The organism is Bacillus sp. PK3_68, assembly GCF_003600835.1.
GTDB lineage: Bacteria > Bacillota > Bacilli > Bacillales > Domibacillaceae > Pseudobacillus.
Genome location: NZ_NQYC01000001.1, coordinates 3618263 through 3633584 on the forward strand (window position 1 = coordinate 3618263; position 15322 = coordinate 3633584).

The following is a 15322-nucleotide window of genomic DNA, read 5'->3' on the forward strand; positions in this document are numbered from 1 at the left end:
GTGGTTTTACATGAAGTTTGCAGTAACATCCAAGGGAGATGCCAAATCTAATGCGTTAATGCATAAGATTCGGGCCTATTTGCTCGACTTTAAGTTAACCTATGATGAGAACAGGCCAGATATTGTCATTTCTGTCGGTGGAGATGGGACGCTTTTATACGCTTTCCATCGTTACATTGAGCGTCTGGATAAAACTGCCTTTGTCGGCGTTCATACCGGGCATCTTGGCTTTTACGCCGATTGGGTGCCGGATGAAATTGAAAAGCTCGTCATCGCTATTGCCCGCACACCGTATCAAATTATCGAATATCCGCTTCTAGAGGCCATTATCCGTTACCAGCACGGTGGAAAAGAAACGCGGTATTTGGCATTAAATGAGTCTACCGTCAAGGCTGTGGATGGCACGCTTGTCATGGATGTCGAAATTCGCGGAGATCAATTCGAACGCTTTCGGGGCGATGGGTTGTGTATCTCTACTCCATCGGGAAGTACAGCCTATAATAAAGCTTTGGGGGGCGCCATTTTGCATCCATCTATTCGTGCGCTGCAGCTTGCTGAAATGGCCTCCATTAACAACCGTGTGTTCCGGACAGTAGGATCGCCGTTAATTTTGCCCGCTCATCATACGTGTATGCTGAAGCCGGTTAACCGGTCTGACTTTCTCGTTACGATTGATCACTTAACCTTGCTTCATAAAGATGTAAAGTCGATCCAGTACCGGGTGGCTAATGAGAAAATTCGTTTTGCCCGCTTCCGTCCTTTCCCATTTTGGAAAAGAGTGCACGATTCTTTCGTGAGTAGTTGAAACAATGAGATTTCAGCTGAAATGGATGGCGGAAGAACGAGATAACCAAAAGCTGTTAAGGGATTTTTTAGCTGAGCAGCAAATTTCTAAGCGGGCGCTGACAGATATTAAATTCGGCGGCGGCCGTATTGCAGTGAATGGTCAAGAGGAGAATGTCCGCTTTTTATTAAAGGCAGGAGATGAAGTAGAGGTTCTTTTTCCGAGAGAAACACCGAGTGAGGGCATATTGAAAGAGCGGTTCCCGCTTTCTATTATATATGAAGACGATTATTTACTCGTTGTAGAAAAGCCGGCAGGGATGACCACCATCCCCTCCCGGGAGCATCCGTCAGGCAGTCTCGCCAATGGACTGCTTGGTTATTATGAGGAACAAAGAATCGATGCAACTATACATATCGTTACGAGACTTGACCGTGATACATCGGGTCTCGTGCTAATTGCGAAGCATCGGCACGTTCATCACCTATGTTCCAAAATGCAGAAAAATAATCAAATTTCCCGAGCCTATGAGGCATTAGCTGAAGGAAGATTGCTATCGCAAAGCGGCATCATCGAGAAGCCGATCGGGCGCAAGGAAACAAGTATTATTGAGCGAGAAGTAAGAGAAGACGGACAATACGCATGCACGTATTTTAATGTGCTGGAGTCATTTTCAGATTTTACACGGGTGGCGCTTCAGCTGCAAACAGGCCGGACTCACCAAATTCGTGTTCATATGGCTTATATTGGCCATCCATTGCTCGGTGATGAATTGTATGGAGGCTCTCTAAAAGAAATGAACCGGCAGGCCCTTCACTGTGGCAAGTTGTCTTTTTCGCATCCGATTACAAAGCAGCTATTGCACTTTGAACGCTCTCTACCGAAGGATATGCAAGCAGTAATCGATCAAGCGAGACCATCTTGAACCGCTTGACCAGAGTGATAAGTAAGATAACTAATTAATAAAATACCTCTGTCCTAACAAGAGCAGAGGTGACGATAAGTGGTCCCCCTAGGAAGGTTGTTGGCGGACCACTTTGTGTTTATTCAATTGGGCGGAATTTCTCGGCAATAAATGGCATAGAGGACGGCACAGAGACCGTTTGTTTTTCAGGATAACGAAAGGCGGTCAATGATCCGCCAAAAACGGCACCTGTATCAATATTGGCCGTGCGGTTGACGATGCGTACGTCTCGTGTTGGAGTATGTCCATAGACGATCCACGGCTCGCCGTGATAATGCTTGGCCCAATCGCGCCGGATCGGAAAGCCATCAATGTCGGCAGCGCCAGTGATATCACCATATAGGACAAATGTTTTTACTTTAGAAGTGTATTTGCCAATGTCCTTTTCACGAATGCCTGCATGGGCGATAATTAAGTTGCTGTCATCAAGAATTTGATAAAGAGGGGACTGCTCATACAGGGTGATGAATTGCTTTTTTACCCGCTTGTAATGACGGTTATCCAACGCATTTAACTCGTCGACTGTTGTTTCCAATCCGTTATTAATCTTTACTTTATTGCCGATCAGCATTCGGTATAGCTTATTGCAATGGTTGCCGGGGGAATAGTACGCAAGCTTTTTTTCCCATAAGCCGTAGACCGTTTCAATTACACGGACAGAGTCTGGACCGCGGTCAGTTAAATCGCCGACAAAACCAAGCACACGGTTGTGGGGATGAACAGGGAGTCCGCTTTCCCATGAATAACCTAATTTATTCGTTAACTCTTTCAATTCTGTAAAGCAGCCGTGAATATCTCCAATAATATCAATCTTCATATGAGAGGCACTCCTTTTATGGTTATCTTTATCATACTGCAAGTTATAATAAAAGAACATTTACACTCCTTTTGCTATAGTAGTGAAAGGCACAACAATTTTATGGAAAAGGAGGGGATTGCATGGAAGAGCATGGTTCATTGATTTCATTAGTTATTGTTATTGTTGCCGCTTTTTTAACCCCTATTATTTTGCACCGGTTGAAGTTGAACTTTATCCCAGTTGTTATCGCGGAAATTATTGTTGGCTTGATCATTGGACAAAGCGGTTTTAATATAGTTGATCAAGATGTCTGGCTGGAAACACTTTCCACGCTTGGATTCCTCTTTTTGATGTTTTTGAGCGGGCTCGAAATTGATTTTTCGGCATTTTCCAACAAGAAAAAAGAAACATCGAGAATGCTGCCAGGGAAAGAAGAGCCTAATGCCTTTGCTGCTGCTTTAATGATTTTTACCGGCATCTTAGTGCTATCCTTCGGCCTCTCTTACTTATTTGTCCTGCTTCATTTAATTGAGGACGCCTTCTTAATGACATTGATTATCTCGACAATCTCTCTTGGGGTGGTCGTGCCGACATTAAAAGAAGCTCATTTGATGAAAACAGTCATTGGACAAATTATTTTGCTTGTCGCCGTCATTGCCGATCTCGTCACGATGATTTTGCTCGCTGTATTCGTGTCGGTAAATGGATCGGATGGGGGAAACATGTGGCTTCTGCTCGTGCTGTTTGCTGTTGGAGTCCTTCTTTATTTCATTGCCAAGCGTTTCAAAAACAAACCTCTTTTTGAAGCGTTGTCTACGAGCACGGTGCAGATCGGCACGAGGGCAGTGTTTACATTAATGATTGTGCTCGTTGCTTTGTCAGAATATGTAGGGGCGGAAAATATCCTTGGGGCTTTTCTGGCCGGAGTTCTTGTTTCGCTTCTCGCTCCCAACCATGAACTCGTTCGTCAGCTGGATTCGTTCGGCTATGGTTTTCTAATCCCGATTTTCTTTGTGATGGTCGGGGTCGAACTCGATCTGTGGTCACTGCTAAGCGATAAGAAGATGCTGCTGCTTATTCCCCTGTTAATGATTGCATTTTTTATTTCTAAGATTCTGCCGCTTCTTTACTTAAGAAAATGGTACGACATGAAAACGGTAATGGCTTCGGCCTTTTTGCTGACATCTACTTTATCACTGGTTATTGCTGCGGCCAAAATCGCTGAACGGGTCGGAGTCATCACTTCCCAAATGAGTGGTCTGCTCGTTCTTGTAGCGGTGCTTACTTGCTTAATTACGCCAGTGGTCTTTAAAAAGCTCTTTCCGCCTTATATGAAAGAAGAAAAGCGGATTAACATTGTATTTGTCGGTGCCAACCAGTATACAATGCCGATCTCTAAAGAATTAAAGTCGGCTCTATATGATACCGTTGTTTACCGGAAAAAATCAGACGCAGAAGAGAATAACTTAAGCAATTCATTATTTGATGTCGAGGAACTTGATGATCTTACGGTTGATACGCTCGAGAATACCGGTGTGTTCGCTGCTGATATTGTGGTATTTGCGACCGGTGATTTAGAGCAAAATGCACAGCTGGCGATGGCAGCTAAGTCCAAGGGAACCGAACGTGTTATTGCCCACGTGGAAAAAGAAGAAACAGAGAAAAAGCTAATAGAAGAAGGCATCGAAACCTTTTCTTACTTCCTTTCTGCCAAAGCGCTTCTGCGTGCTCTGATTGAGTCGCCGAGCATCATTAGCATCCTGACGAATAAAGAAACTTCGCTATATGAAGTAGAATTGATGAATGACAATTACGAAGGTCTAACCCTTAGGAATTTTCCATTCACCGGCGATGTGATCTTCGTTCGGATATTCCGGGGTAACGAATCCATTGTTCCTCATGGGGATACCGAACTCCGCCTGCATGATCGGTTGATTTTAACTGGCTCAAAGGAATATGTAGATGAGCTGAAAGTGGAATTAGAGTACGGCGGTTAAATGCAAAAAGAAATGTAACAGCGTCCTGAAAGGCTTTGGGCGCTTATTTTTTGGCTATTGGCCGAATTTTAAACCGATGCTTTTCAATTAAAGGTTTTCCTGTTCTTTGAATTTTTCATATAAAAAGCATCGGTTGAGAAAACACAAACCGATGCTTTTTTGGAGATTATAAATTTTTTGGATTCAAAAGGTTAACCTACGATATTATAACCGGAGTCAACGTAAATGACTTGTCCAGTAACACTCCGTGATAAATGGCTTAACATCCCAACTGTCATGTCGCCAACTTCTTCTTGTGTAACATTGCGTTTTAAAGGTGCCTTTTCTTCAATAATTCTTAGTATGTCGTTAAATCCAGGGATGCCTTTTGCTGCTAGTGTTCTAATAGCTCCAGCAGAAACAGCATTTACTCTGATATCATCTTTTCCTAATTCGAGCGCTAAATATCTTACGCTTGATTCAAGAGCAGCTTTTGCGATCCCCATAAGGTTGTATTTTTCAACTGCACGTTGTGCGCCTAAATAACTCATGGTCACAATAGAACCACCTTCTGTCATAAAAGGCTTCGCTTCTCTTGCAATGGCAATTAATGAATATGCACTTGTATCATGTGCAAACGCAAAGCCATCTCTTGATGTATGAATAAACTCGCCATGTAAATCTTCAGCGTGAGCAAAAGCAATGGAATGCACGATTCCATGAATGACTCCTACTTTTTCGCCAATTTCTGTAAATGCTTTGTGAATACTTTTATCATCATTTGCATCACATTGGAAAATCAAATCTGTTGGGTGCCCGTTTTTTTCTAATAGCTTAGTCAATTTTTGCAGGGATCTGTCTAAACGGTATGTATAAATTACATTTGCCCCAGCTTTATAAAGAGATTGTGCAATGCCCCAAGCAATACTTCGCTCATTGGCTACCCCAGTCACAACCACGTTTTTTCCTTCTAGTTTAAGTAAATCTTCCATTTTATCCTCCAATTAATTATTGATAGTTAATTTATATACGTTTTTTATTATACCTGGTTTTAGCATCTGAAACTATATTTGAATTTACTATTATTCATTAATCGTCCCCTGGAATGGAAATCAACAGCCCCCATTCACAATCCAAATAAAAAACACTGCAGCAAACTCTGGAATTTCATTGAGTTTGTCTACAGTCTGAAAACCCGCCCAAGGCGGGTTTTTTGTTTTTTTCATGAAATGAGGAGAACAGGCATATAAATGAAAAGAAAGCCTTGCAGGAGGTGTAAGTATGAAGAAAAATAAAGAAAAGCGCGAGCCGCTTATGTATATTCATCAGCCCGAATTTGTTTTTCCGGAACCTGTAATGCAAAGCACTTATCACACGAGAAGTCAGCCAGAGCAAATAAAAGAAAAGCAGGTAGAAGATAAACAGGAGAGCAAAGAGCCAGAGAACCGAATTCATGAAGCTGTGAAAAGGGAAAAACCGATGATGGCAGAGAGCAAAAAGAGAAAAAAAGAGCCGGAGACAGCTCCTGTAGAAAGTGAACCATTGGTGGAAGAAAAGCAAGAAATTGGGGAACAGCCTGTCTGGAGAGGCATGAGGCCAGTCAAGAGATTTTATGACATGGAGATGGATGAAAAGCTTCAACACTTAATGACCCAGTTTACTTCCCTTCCCTGTGTATTTGATTGTGGAGAGGCTTCTCATAAAGGCATACTCCGTGAAGTCTCTCCAGATCAGCTGAAAGTACAGACATTAAAGGGTGAAACGGTCATCATTGAACGAAAAGATTTGCAGCATATTCAATTACTTGGTCCGTTGTAAAAAATGAGCGCCCTGGATCAATAGGTTCTTCTCTTTAGAATCGTAAATAATTAAGAGAGGTTTATCAGAATATGAATGGATGGAGCTCCAGTTTACAAATGAAAAAGCAACGGCAACAACCGCTGCTTTTCTTTTTTCACTAGTCGCAAATATCTAAATCAATATCTTTGATGCATTGAACAGCGCAGAAGCAATTTAAATCAACAGTAATGCAGCTGAATGTTTTTTCGAAATCTTCCACTTCACACACCTTGCAGAGATCAATACCAGATCCTTCTGCAAGATTGACTGCTCTATGATCTTTTATTGGTTTCAACACACGAAGACGCGCACAGCAGTTATCGAACACCTCTTCCACGCGGAAGAATATAGAAACGCAAGCATCACAGTGGCCGTGGTCAGAGTCTTTGGACTTAAAGAAAGCAAAGAATGGGGAACCGTCTTTTAATGTTAATGTGAAAACACGGGTATCGGCTATATCGCGGACACCAGCTAAATCGCCAAGAGGTTCCGTCAAACAATCTTTACAGCCCCTGCAATCATCACGGTCTGCTGCATCTTGAAGATCTTGGATAGCTCGCAGAACTTCACAAACACAACTAGAATGGTTATCGTTGCATTTACAGCTCATGAGTAAGCTCCTTTCTTCGGGTTATTTTCTTACATTATTAACATATGGCGTTTATGCCAAATGGGTACGGACAATTGCCGTGTTTAACAGGAAAATTTGTGTATGAAAAGAAAGGATAAACGATGACTATTACAATGCTCGATCTTGTTGTTCTTTTCCTTTCGTCTTTCAGGCTGACAAGACTGCTCGTCTTCGATGATATTATGGAGAGGTTTCGAGCTCCCTTTTTATTGAAGTAGAAGAAACTACAGAAACAGGGGAAAAGGAACTATTTATTGTGCCAAGGCCCCATGGGTTGAGGGGATGGATTGGACGCATGCTGAGCTGCTATTGGTGCACTGGAGTATGGGCTTCTGCTTTTTGCTGCTTGCTCTATCTATTTTTTCCGCCAATTGGATGGTTCTTTTTAATTATTCTTGCTGTAGCCGGTGGTGCCGCATTAATTGAGTCGGTTGTACAGCGATTGATTAGGGAATCAGATTAACTCATTTATATGTGACATCATACAATAATGTGATAGAGAGAAAAGGATGTGAACAATGAATGAATGAGTATCTAAACCCGAATTACGGAAATAAAAAACCGAAAAAGAAATCATGCGGCTGTACAGGAAAGAAGAAAAAGAAAAAAAAACCGTCTCAATGAGGGCGGTTTTTTCTTTTGGATAAATAAAAACAGAAAAACAGAAAAAACTAAGCGGTAAATGAAAGAAGAATGGAGGAAGAACATGAAGGCGGTCATTTATGTATTGGCAGCTGTATTACTGGCGGGATGTGGCTTTCAGAAAGAAAGGGACGACAGCCGGCTTGCTTTACTAAAAACAACGAATCCGGAGCCAATACAAATTGAAAAAAACGGGGTTTCTGTGGAAAATATCCGTAAAGAAGTAGAAGCGATAAAAGAAATTTACGATGCTGCTGTTATTAAAGGAGACCATAATATCCTTGTTGCTTACAAAGTCCGTCATTTGGACCGTTTTCAAATGAAGAAAATTGAAAAAAACTTAAAAGAGCGTCTTGAAAAGGAATATGGTCAGGAAACCTTTATCGTATCAAGCGATTATAAAATTTTTCTTGAAGCGGTCCGTCTTCGCGAAGATATCGATTCCGGCAAAACAAATGATAAAGAAGCGGACAAGCGGCTTCATGAAATTATTAAATTAAAACAAGAGCGGACATAAAGGAGAGGACCTATGGCTAACAACAATGAAAAAAGACACCTACCCAGCAACAGTACGATAAACTCAATCAGAAGCATGAGTTAAAGCGGCCGGTTCTTAAAAATTGCTTGCGTGCTTTTTTGTTGGTGGAGTGATTTGCACGATTGGTCAGGCGATTACTTATTTCTTTATTTACTTTTTTAACTTTACTGAACAAACAGCTGGCAATCCAACAGTAGCCACTGTGGTGTTTCTTGCTATGCTGTTGACGGGGTTTGGCATTTATGATCATTTGGGGCAGTATGCCGGAGCAGGAAGCTCTGTACCTGTGTCAGGGTTTGGAAATGCGGTGATCTCTGCAGCGATCGAACATCGAACAGAAGGCTTCGTGTTAGGGGTCGGAGGGAATATGTTTAAGCTGGCTGGTTCGGTTATACTGTTCGGCGTATTTGCCGCATTTGTTATAGCGTTAATCAAGACTATTCTGATGCAGTGGGGCGGGCTGTAATTCATTATAAGGAAGGAGAAGAAAAAATGCTGGCAATGTTTTTTTGGGCTTTTGTCATCGGCGGTCTGATTTGTGTGATCGGACAGCTAATGATGGATGTGGGCAAGCTAACACCAGGCCATACGCTTAGCACATTGGTAGTGGCAGGGGCTATTCTTGCCGGCTTTGACTTGTATGAGCCATTAATTGATTTTGCCGGAGCAGGGGCGACCATTCCAATTACAAGCTTTGGAAACTCGCTTGTTGCGGGGGCGATGCAGGAAGCAGAGAGGCATGGTCTGGTCGGTGTTCTGACCGGTATGTTTGAAGTCACGAGCTCCGGGATTTCTGCAGCGATTGTTTTTGGATTTATCGGTGCCGCTGTATTTAAGCCAAAAGGTTAATCTTCATGTCATTTGCCCAAACGCATCCTCGTTTTCCTCATATAGTAACAGTGTAAAGATGAAAAGCGAGGTGATAAAAATGAGCTATGGTTACGGATATGGTGGTTGCGGCTCTAATTACGGCTACCGTGGAACATCAACATTCGTGTTGATTGTGGTGCTTTTCATTTTGTTAATTATTGTCGGAGCAAGCTTTTACGCCTGCTAATGGCTGTCGAGCTGACGTAAACGGACCATGCAACATTCCATTTACGTTAGCTTTTTTGCTGTTTCAATAAATAGAAGATCCCTCTTTTCTAAGCAAAGGACAGGCTGTTTTTCTGTGTTCATCATGATGAACTTTTTTGAAAATGGAGCATAAGATGAAAAAGAACAGAAGGGGGATGAACCAAGTTGGAAAATGGGTTTTTTAAAAATATTGAACAAAAAACAGGCGTGCGGATGAAAGACATCATGGAGCTGGCAAATTCTTTGCAAAATGCTAACTTTAAAGATGAACGGACAGTTCGGGGGATTATTAAACGGGTATCAGCCCTTGCTAACAAGCCTGTACCGCAACAGCTCGAAGACCAGATTGTACAGTCAATTGTAAAAGATGGACAAAAGCTTGATATGCAAACAATTACAGATATGTTAAATAAAAAGAAATAAAAGAAGGAAAATTCAAAAAAAAGTTTAATTTATTTAAAACTTGGGTAAAGAAGAAAAAAGTTTTGTGAAGAGAGGAGAAAAGAAAAATGGGCTACATCCTGCCGATCCCGCAATATCAATACAATCAGTATCAAGAACGCGTAGTGAATCATGTTGGTGATAGCTATTCATCCATTGATCCTGTAGAAAGAGTTTCTTTTAGCAAGATACTTGATAACAATTCTGATGCAACGATGGCTTCGGATGATCGTACAGAGGCCCGTCTATCAAAGAAAAAAGAATATGAAGCTTTCCAGGTCCACCTTGCAAAAATAAGCGGCAAAGGTGTACAAATTGATAGGTTTGCCTAGCTTAAAGCCAGGTTTTCGGTCCATAGAAAAAAGCTGTTCCACTCGTCGGGACTGACCCCTATTTTTGAGACAGGGATCAAAACACCTTTAAGCAGCCAGCTGCCGATACTTGACCGGTGGCTGGTTGTTTAGTTTCGCTTGAATACGGATATGGTTATAATAGTGAATATAGCTTTCGACAGTTTGCTCTACGATAGCCGTCGTAGTGCTTGTCAACTCGTCGAGATAGAACGTTTCAGACTTTAGCGAGGAATGAAACGATTCGATGGAGGCATTATCAGAGGGTGTCCCTTTCCGGGACATACTCATGGTAATGCCTTTTTCTTTGACTGCCTGCTGATAAGCATAAGATGTGTACACAGATCCCTGATCGCTGTGCAGAATGCATCCCTCTGGGAGGGGTGGCAGCTGGGCCAGCGTATGTAGCACAAAATCTGTATTCTGGCAGCTTCCTAAAGAATAGGCAATGATTTCGCCGTTAAATAAATCCTGAATACTTGAAAGATACAGCTGTTTCTGGCCAAAAGGCAAGTATGTAATATCTGTGACGAGCTTTTGAAGAGGCTGATTTGCCTGGAAATCTCCTTTTAACAGGTTATCGGAAATATGACAGGGCTGTCCTGTTCGTTTGCGTTTCTTCACTTTTACCCGGCACTGCCAGCCATACTTCTGCATTACACGCTGTACCGCTTTATGGTTAATCGACATCTCTCGTTTTAATAAGGCCGTGATTTTACGATAACCATATCGAAACTTAAGGTCCCGGCACAACGTGCCGATTTTTCGTTCAACGATCTGCCTGGCTGTTTCTTTCCGGCTCCTGCTCTTCCAGCGATAATAAGTGGATCTAGCAATGCCGAGATGCCGGCATATTTCCCTGACGGGCATGCTGGTTTGGAGTTCTTTTACTAATTCTACAGCTGTTTCTGGGACCACTTCCTCTCCAATTCTTTGTACTTTTTTAGTACTTCAATCTGCTGTTTCAAATACCGATTTTCTTCCTTCAGTTTCTCTGTTTCACTTTCATACTCAGCCCCTTTTCCGAAGGAATACTGCTTGCCCACTGGCTGTTCAAATCGATGAAACTCGCCTGCTTTGTACCATTTCATCCATGTTTTAAGCTGTGTCTTATTTCGAATGTTTAATTCCTTTAAGACTTCTTTGACCGGCACCCCAGCTAATCTCATTTTTACAGCCTTCATTTTTACTTCCGCTGGATAACTGACTCTTGTCCCCATAGAAAAACACCTCCAAGTTATTTTCGAGTATCCCATACTCGTTTTCAACTTAAAGGTGTTTTTTATTTGTCTCACTTTATGGGGTCAGTCCACGTCTAAGTGGAACAGCTTTTTTGTTTAGCATCTGGTTCTTATATAGATAAGAGAGGATTTGTAGTTAAAAATCTTTTTTCATGGATTTGTGTGGAATGCCGGCATCCATGAATTCTTCTGAGATAATTTCATAACCGAGACGTTCATAAAATGGGATGGCATGCACCTGGGCATCGAGTTTCAAAGCTGGGACCTTTTGCTCTCTCGCTTGCGCCTCGACGGCTTCCATAATTAGACGTCCGGCTCCTTTACCGCGGTAATCAGGTAAAATACAAATACGCTCTGCTTTGCCAAGGCCGTCTTTTATGCGGAAACGTCCGGCTCCACATGGCTTGTTCTCATCATATAAAACGAAATGTACCGCGGAATCTTCATATTCATCAATCTCTATATCGAGAGGAACACGCTGTTCTTCTACAAAGACCTTCTTGCGGACGTCATAAGCGTGTTCACGTTCCTGCTCGTTTTTTACAGTAATTACTTTCACTAGTGATTATCCCTTTCCGAGTAAGAATGTTTCATATACTGTCCATGAACCGTTTTCCAGCTGGTAAAGCAAATGAAAACGATCCACTGTTTCTTCATGGTCAATGTCTGTCATTTTCAAAGAATTGTACACATCATCGTGCTCCAAGTTTGACAGCTTTTGTCCAATAGTTAGGTGAGGCACAAAGGCATATTCAGGCTTGCCGCCAATCATATCCTCTTGATACAAATCTTCATTCAAGGCAGTCAATGAATCACTTGGATCAACTTTCCAGTAAATCACATTATTCAATGGATGGAAAGTCTTTACTTTGCTGAGGTGGAACGAGAATGGCTGATGTTTTTTAGCGACTTCTTCTAGCTGGCTTGTTAAGTGCTTTAGATCGCTTTCATCGGCTTCAAATGCACTTTTTAGTGTAATGTGAGGCGGAACGAGTGCATAGTGAGGGTCATATCGCTTTCGGTAGGAATTAGCGAGATCCTGAAGTTTTTTTGATGGGAAAATAACGATACCTAGTTTCATGTTCTTTCTCACTCCTTATAAATAAAAAATAATTATGAATCATCTTTCTATTATAACAAATTTTCTCAATATTCCATAGAAAAGACACTTTTCTGCGAAAATGTTTTTATTCAAACATTGTGAGCAATGCGCGTTTTAAGTCAGGCTGCCAAAATTTCCATGTATGTCCCCCTTGGAATTCATCATAAAAGCACTCAAAGCCTTTCTCGTAAAAAAGGTCGTGAAGCGAGCGGTTCGGTGTCAGGAAATCATCGGTTTCTCCATTCATTCTCGTAACTTTTGTTTCTTCCAGACCAATGACATGGTAAAGGCTCAGGTGTTTATAATCCTCTGCTTCACTGACAGCATTCATGACCTTGTCATCCACATGTGGAGAGTGCATAATTACTTTCCCGAACGTATGCGGATAGCGCAGGGCAGCCATTAGGGAGACCGTAGCTGCCAGTGAGTCACCAGCAAGTGCCCGTCCGTAGCCAACATGATAGCCAGGATACTTTTCATCTAGAAATGGCACGAGCTCGTGCGCTAAAAAGCGAATGTACGCTTCCTGTTTTTGCCCGTCCGGATGATATTTTTGCCATCGGTCTTCCGCATTTCGATAAGGAACACCGACAATAATGAGATTCTCAATTTGTTCTTCCGCGAGCAGTTCATCGGCTATACGCGGAATACGCCCCATCTGAAAATAGTCTTTCCCATCTTGGGCAATTAACAGCGAATATTTATATAACGGGGAAAAATTCGCTGGAAGGTATACAAGCAGCTCGATTTCCTCATCAAGCTCCTTCGAATAAATCGTTTCATCTGTGATTGTGCCGCGCTTTATCGCCATAGCGAACCTCCAAATAATTAATAGTTATCCATCTTTGATTTTAGCACAATTGAGCCGGGCAGTAAGGGATGAAGCCTTCCTAAACTAAGGGCTACCCGCTCGTAATTGGAATAGTTGCAGTATCTGTACCTTAACGGTTATCCAGCATTGTTCACAAATGGATTTTTTTACTATAATAAAATAAAAAAGCCGCCCTGAAAAATCAGGCCGGCTTAGACTATTAACAAAGGCGCGCTTTCCTTGTTGCTTATGAACGTTAGGGTTGAAAAATAAGCGTTCTCAATCAGCTTTTGCCTACGCATAGAGAAGCCGTGAGAAAAATTAGGCGGATTGGCTGTTTCTTCTTAAAATGGAAGCGGGATAAGCCGCAAGTATATTAGAAAGCAAAAAGCGCCGATTTTGTTTGCGATAAAAGCAGTAGACATAGACAGCAGATGACGAAAGGGACTTCACAACAATATTGCGTCTTGTGATCGTGCCGTCCTGAGCCTGATACATAATGACAAGAGGCAAATTTTCACGCTGGCTTCGCAGTAATAAAGCATTCATGTAAGATCAGCTCCTTGTTCTTATTATATACGAACATGCGTTCTTTATGCAAATCAAATAACAACATTAAGGGGGAAGACATGGGGAAAATAATTGAGGCAACAGAAGCTGGATTTTCGGTGAATGGGAAAGATATTTTAAAGAGGATAACGATGGAGGTAGAAACGGGAGTGTCTGTTGCTGTCATGGGAGCCAATGGTTCAGGAAAAAGCTCACTTATTAAGCTGCTGGCAGGAATCAGCGAACCGCAGACTGGAAGAATTCAACGGAATTTCACCTCGTATGCCTATGTGCCGGAGCACTTTCCTGAGCATCTTTCATTCACCGTGAAGAACTATTTGCAGCTGCTCGCCGGGATGGACCGCAGACAGGAAGGAGAGAAGGCGGCTCACTATGCGAGGCTGTTCGGGCTTGAACCTTTTCTAGATACTCCATTAAAAAAATGTTCGAAGGGAACGAAGCAAAAAGCTGGCTTTATCCAGGCTTTAATGAAAAAGGCAGAGGTGCTTTTTCTCGATGAACCGTTCACCGGCATGGATGAAAGCAGTGTTCAGATAGCGGCTAGTTTGTTGATGGAGTGGAAAGGGACAATTGTATTCACCCTTCATGAAACCGAGCTGGCTTATCAGCTCGCTACACATATCGCTATTCTAGAGAATGGTCATCTTACCTCACTCTCACCTGTACAGCGAACGAGCCATCTGATGGAGATTACCTATCGAATGAATGAAAACAGACTGAAGGCTGTTCAATTAGTGGGTGATACTTACCGGCTGACTGTTGAAGAAACAGAGTCAGATAAAACGATCGGCGAGATTCTGAAAAACAGCGGGCATATTATCGAAGTGAAGGAGAAGGAAGAACGATGAAAACATTTGTTACTTATCAGATGCTCTCTCTATTTCACTCACTGAAATGGATGCCGCCAGCAATTTTGTATGTGGCCTGGCTCTTTAGTCAATACTCTTATCAAAACTTGCCGATCGCTGACAGCCACTCGATCTCGGCGTTCTTTCTCTATCCAGTAGTGGTATGGCTCACCATGATCGTTTTTAACTTGGAAAAAGACAGTGAAAAACTCATCTTGCTCTCGTATATGCAAAAAAGAGAACACTTTCTTTACGGCAAAATGGTCGTCGTTTTTTTGGGCGGCCTCATACTCGCGGCTGTTTCATTTATGATGCCGATAGTGTTAGGAATCTTCGCAGAACCGCTTACAAGCGAACGCATAGGTCTCTTTTTATACGGTCACATTGTTTTTGTGATGTTAGGTCTCTTTACAGGCAGCCTCTTTAGCGCCACTAGCATGGGCGGGAAAAAATACTCGTGGAGCGGCAGCGCCTTTGTCGTCTGTGCGGCCATTGCTGGCTCTAAAATCATGGATGTGCTTCCAGAAGCATTAAAGTGGATCGTTTTTATCCTGCCACCTGTGACGGCAGTGTCCAATACGATAAAAGAAGGAATGTATGACCATCCGGTAGGGATTGTCTGGAGTGTAGCTTACGTGATTATTGGATTCATAGTATTAAGAAGTCTGTTTTTGATGAGAGAAAAAGTAAATTAATAACCAATAGAAAA

21 protein-coding genes and 1 pseudogene are annotated in these 15322 nt (G+C 42.2%); 14 read left to right on the plus strand and 8 right to left on the minus strand.

Features of this window, described 5'->3' with window-relative positions:
• Nucleotides 1–10: 10 nt before the first annotated feature.
• Nucleotides 11–805: an NAD kinase gene (locus CJ483_RS18240; protein WP_120036504.1), complete on the plus strand. Its 795-nt coding sequence runs from the start codon at nt 11–13 to the stop codon at nt 803–805.
• Nucleotides 806–809: 4 nt separating this feature from the next.
• Complete coding sequence (locus CJ483_RS18245) at nt 810–1709, plus strand: RluA family pseudouridine synthase (protein WP_120036505.1); 900 nt, start codon at nt 810–812, stop codon at nt 1707–1709.
• Between the two features lie 118 nt (nt 1710–1827).
• Here the strand turns inward: CJ483_RS18245 and prpE are convergent, their stop codons facing one another.
• A complete protein-coding gene (gene prpE / locus CJ483_RS18250) occupies nt 1828–2565 on the minus strand; it encodes a bis(5'-nucleosyl)-tetraphosphatase PrpE (protein WP_120036506.1) in 738 nt (245 codons plus the stop codon).
• 122 nt (nt 2566–2687) lie between these two features.
• Here prpE and CJ483_RS18255 point away from each other — a divergent pair, with 122 nt between their 5' ends.
• Nucleotides 2688–4544: a monovalent cation:proton antiporter family protein gene (locus CJ483_RS18255; RefSeq protein ID WP_120036507.1), complete on the plus strand. Its 1857-nt coding sequence runs from the start codon at nt 2688–2690 to the stop codon at nt 4542–4544.
• Nucleotides 4545–4735: 191 nt separating this feature from the next.
• On the opposite strand, the gene CJ483_RS18260 is transcribed toward CJ483_RS18255, so the two are convergent.
• A complete protein-coding gene (locus CJ483_RS18260) occupies nt 4736–5515 on the minus strand; it encodes an enoyl-ACP reductase FabI (protein WP_120036508.1) in 780 nt (259 codons plus the stop codon).
• Nucleotides 5516–5804: 289 nt separating this feature from the next.
• On the opposite strand from CJ483_RS18260, the gene CJ483_RS18265 reads away from it, so the two are divergent.
• The gene (locus CJ483_RS18265; RefSeq protein ID WP_120036509.1) at nt 5805–6341 is read left to right on the plus strand and encodes a CotO family spore coat protein; all 537 of its coding nucleotides are present in this window, start codon (nt 5805–5807) and stop codon (nt 6339–6341) included.
• Between the two features lie 139 nt (nt 6342–6480).
• Here CJ483_RS18265 and CJ483_RS18270 read toward each other — a convergent pair whose 3' ends face one another.
• Nucleotides 6481–6972 carry a CotY/CotZ family spore coat protein gene (locus tag CJ483_RS18270; protein WP_120036510.1) on the minus strand — a complete coding sequence of 164 codons (492 nt, stop codon included), beginning with the start codon at nt 6970–6972 and terminating at the stop codon, nt 6481–6483.
• A gap of 134 nt (nt 6973–7106) precedes the next feature.
• On the opposite strand from CJ483_RS18270, the gene CJ483_RS25530 reads away from it, so the two are divergent.
• The 8 genes and pseudogenes from CJ483_RS25530 (at nt 7107) to CJ483_RS18305 (ending at nt 10023) form a co-directional block, all read left to right on the plus strand.
• A complete protein-coding gene (locus CJ483_RS25530) occupies nt 7107–7211 on the plus strand; it encodes a DUF1360 domain-containing protein (protein WP_342754574.1) in 105 nt (34 codons plus the stop codon).
• Between the two features lie 38 nt (nt 7212–7249).
• The gene (locus CJ483_RS25535; RefSeq protein WP_342754358.1) at nt 7250–7456 is read left to right on the plus strand and encodes a DUF1360 domain-containing protein; all 207 of its coding nucleotides are present in this window, start codon (nt 7250–7252) and stop codon (nt 7454–7456) included.
• Between the two features lie 243 nt (nt 7457–7699).
• The gene (locus tag CJ483_RS18280) at nt 7700–8152 is read left to right on the plus strand and encodes a YhcN/YlaJ family sporulation lipoprotein (protein WP_120036511.1); all 453 of its coding nucleotides are present in this window, start codon (nt 7700–7702) and stop codon (nt 8150–8152) included.
• 12 nt (nt 8153–8164) lie between these two features.
• Nucleotides 8165–8639 (plus strand): annotated as a pseudogene (gene spoVAC, locus CJ483_RS18285) (stage V sporulation protein AC).
• 26 nt (nt 8640–8665) lie between these two features.
• Nucleotides 8666–9022 (plus strand): stage V sporulation protein AE, encoded by a 357-nt coding sequence (gene spoVAE / locus CJ483_RS18290; RefSeq protein WP_120036512.1) that lies wholly within the window; start codon nt 8666–8668, stop codon nt 9020–9022.
• A 58-nt stretch (nt 9023–9080) separates the two neighbouring features.
• Nucleotides 9081–9230 carry a YjcZ family sporulation protein gene (locus CJ483_RS18295; protein ID WP_481747722.1) on the plus strand — a complete coding sequence of 50 codons (150 nt, stop codon included), beginning with the start codon at nt 9081–9083 and terminating at the stop codon, nt 9228–9230.
• 185 nt (nt 9231–9415) lie between these two features.
• The gene (spoVIF, locus tag CJ483_RS18300) at nt 9416–9673 is read left to right on the plus strand and encodes a sporulation-specific transcription regulator SpoVIF (RefSeq protein WP_120036514.1); all 258 of its coding nucleotides are present in this window, start codon (nt 9416–9418) and stop codon (nt 9671–9673) included.
• A gap of 86 nt (nt 9674–9759) precedes the next feature.
• Complete coding sequence (locus CJ483_RS18305) at nt 9760–10023, plus strand: hypothetical protein (protein WP_120036515.1); 264 nt, start codon at nt 9760–9762, stop codon at nt 10021–10023.
• A gap of 87 nt (nt 10024–10110) precedes the next feature.
• On the opposite strand, the gene CJ483_RS18310 is transcribed toward CJ483_RS18305, so the two are convergent.
• From CJ483_RS18310 to CJ483_RS18330, 5 genes are all read right to left on the minus strand, one after another.
• A protein-coding gene (locus CJ483_RS18310; protein ID WP_120031181.1) for an IS3 family transposase occupies nt 10111–11261 on the minus strand; the annotation gives its coding sequence in 2 pieces (ribosomal slippage) (nt 10111–10988 and nt 10988–11261; 1152 coding nt in all).
• A 157-nt stretch (nt 11262–11418) separates the two neighbouring features.
• Entirely contained in the window at nt 11419–11841 is a 423-nt protein-coding gene (locus tag CJ483_RS18315; protein ID WP_120036516.1) for a GNAT family N-acetyltransferase, read from the minus strand.
• A gap of 6 nt (nt 11842–11847) precedes the next feature.
• Nucleotides 11848–12363 carry a YjcG family protein gene (locus CJ483_RS18320; protein ID WP_120036517.1) on the minus strand — a complete coding sequence of 172 codons (516 nt, stop codon included), beginning with the start codon at nt 12361–12363 and terminating at the stop codon, nt 11848–11850.
• 106 nt (nt 12364–12469) lie between these two features.
• The gene (locus tag CJ483_RS18325) at nt 12470–13195 is read right to left on the minus strand and encodes an alpha/beta hydrolase (RefSeq protein WP_120036518.1); all 726 of its coding nucleotides are present in this window, start codon (nt 13193–13195) and stop codon (nt 12470–12472) included.
• Between the two features lie 321 nt (nt 13196–13516).
• Nucleotides 13517–13744 (minus strand): hypothetical protein, encoded by a 228-nt coding sequence (locus CJ483_RS18330; protein WP_120036519.1) that lies wholly within the window; start codon nt 13742–13744, stop codon nt 13517–13519.
• A gap of 80 nt (nt 13745–13824) precedes the next feature.
• On the opposite strand from CJ483_RS18330, the gene CJ483_RS18335 reads away from it, so the two are divergent.
• Both CJ483_RS18335 and CJ483_RS18340 read left to right on the plus strand, forming a co-directional pair.
• On the plus strand, nt 13825–14613 hold the full coding sequence (locus CJ483_RS18335; protein ID WP_182917103.1) for an ATP-binding cassette domain-containing protein: 789 nt from the start codon (nt 13825–13827) through the stop codon (nt 14611–14613).
• The gene (locus CJ483_RS18340; RefSeq protein ID WP_120036521.1) at nt 14610–15308 is read left to right on the plus strand and encodes an ABC transporter permease; all 699 of its coding nucleotides are present in this window, start codon (nt 14610–14612) and stop codon (nt 15306–15308) included. Before CJ483_RS18335 ends, CJ483_RS18340 begins: the two co-directional genes overlap by 4 nt.
• Nucleotides 15309–15322: the final 14 nt, after the last annotated feature.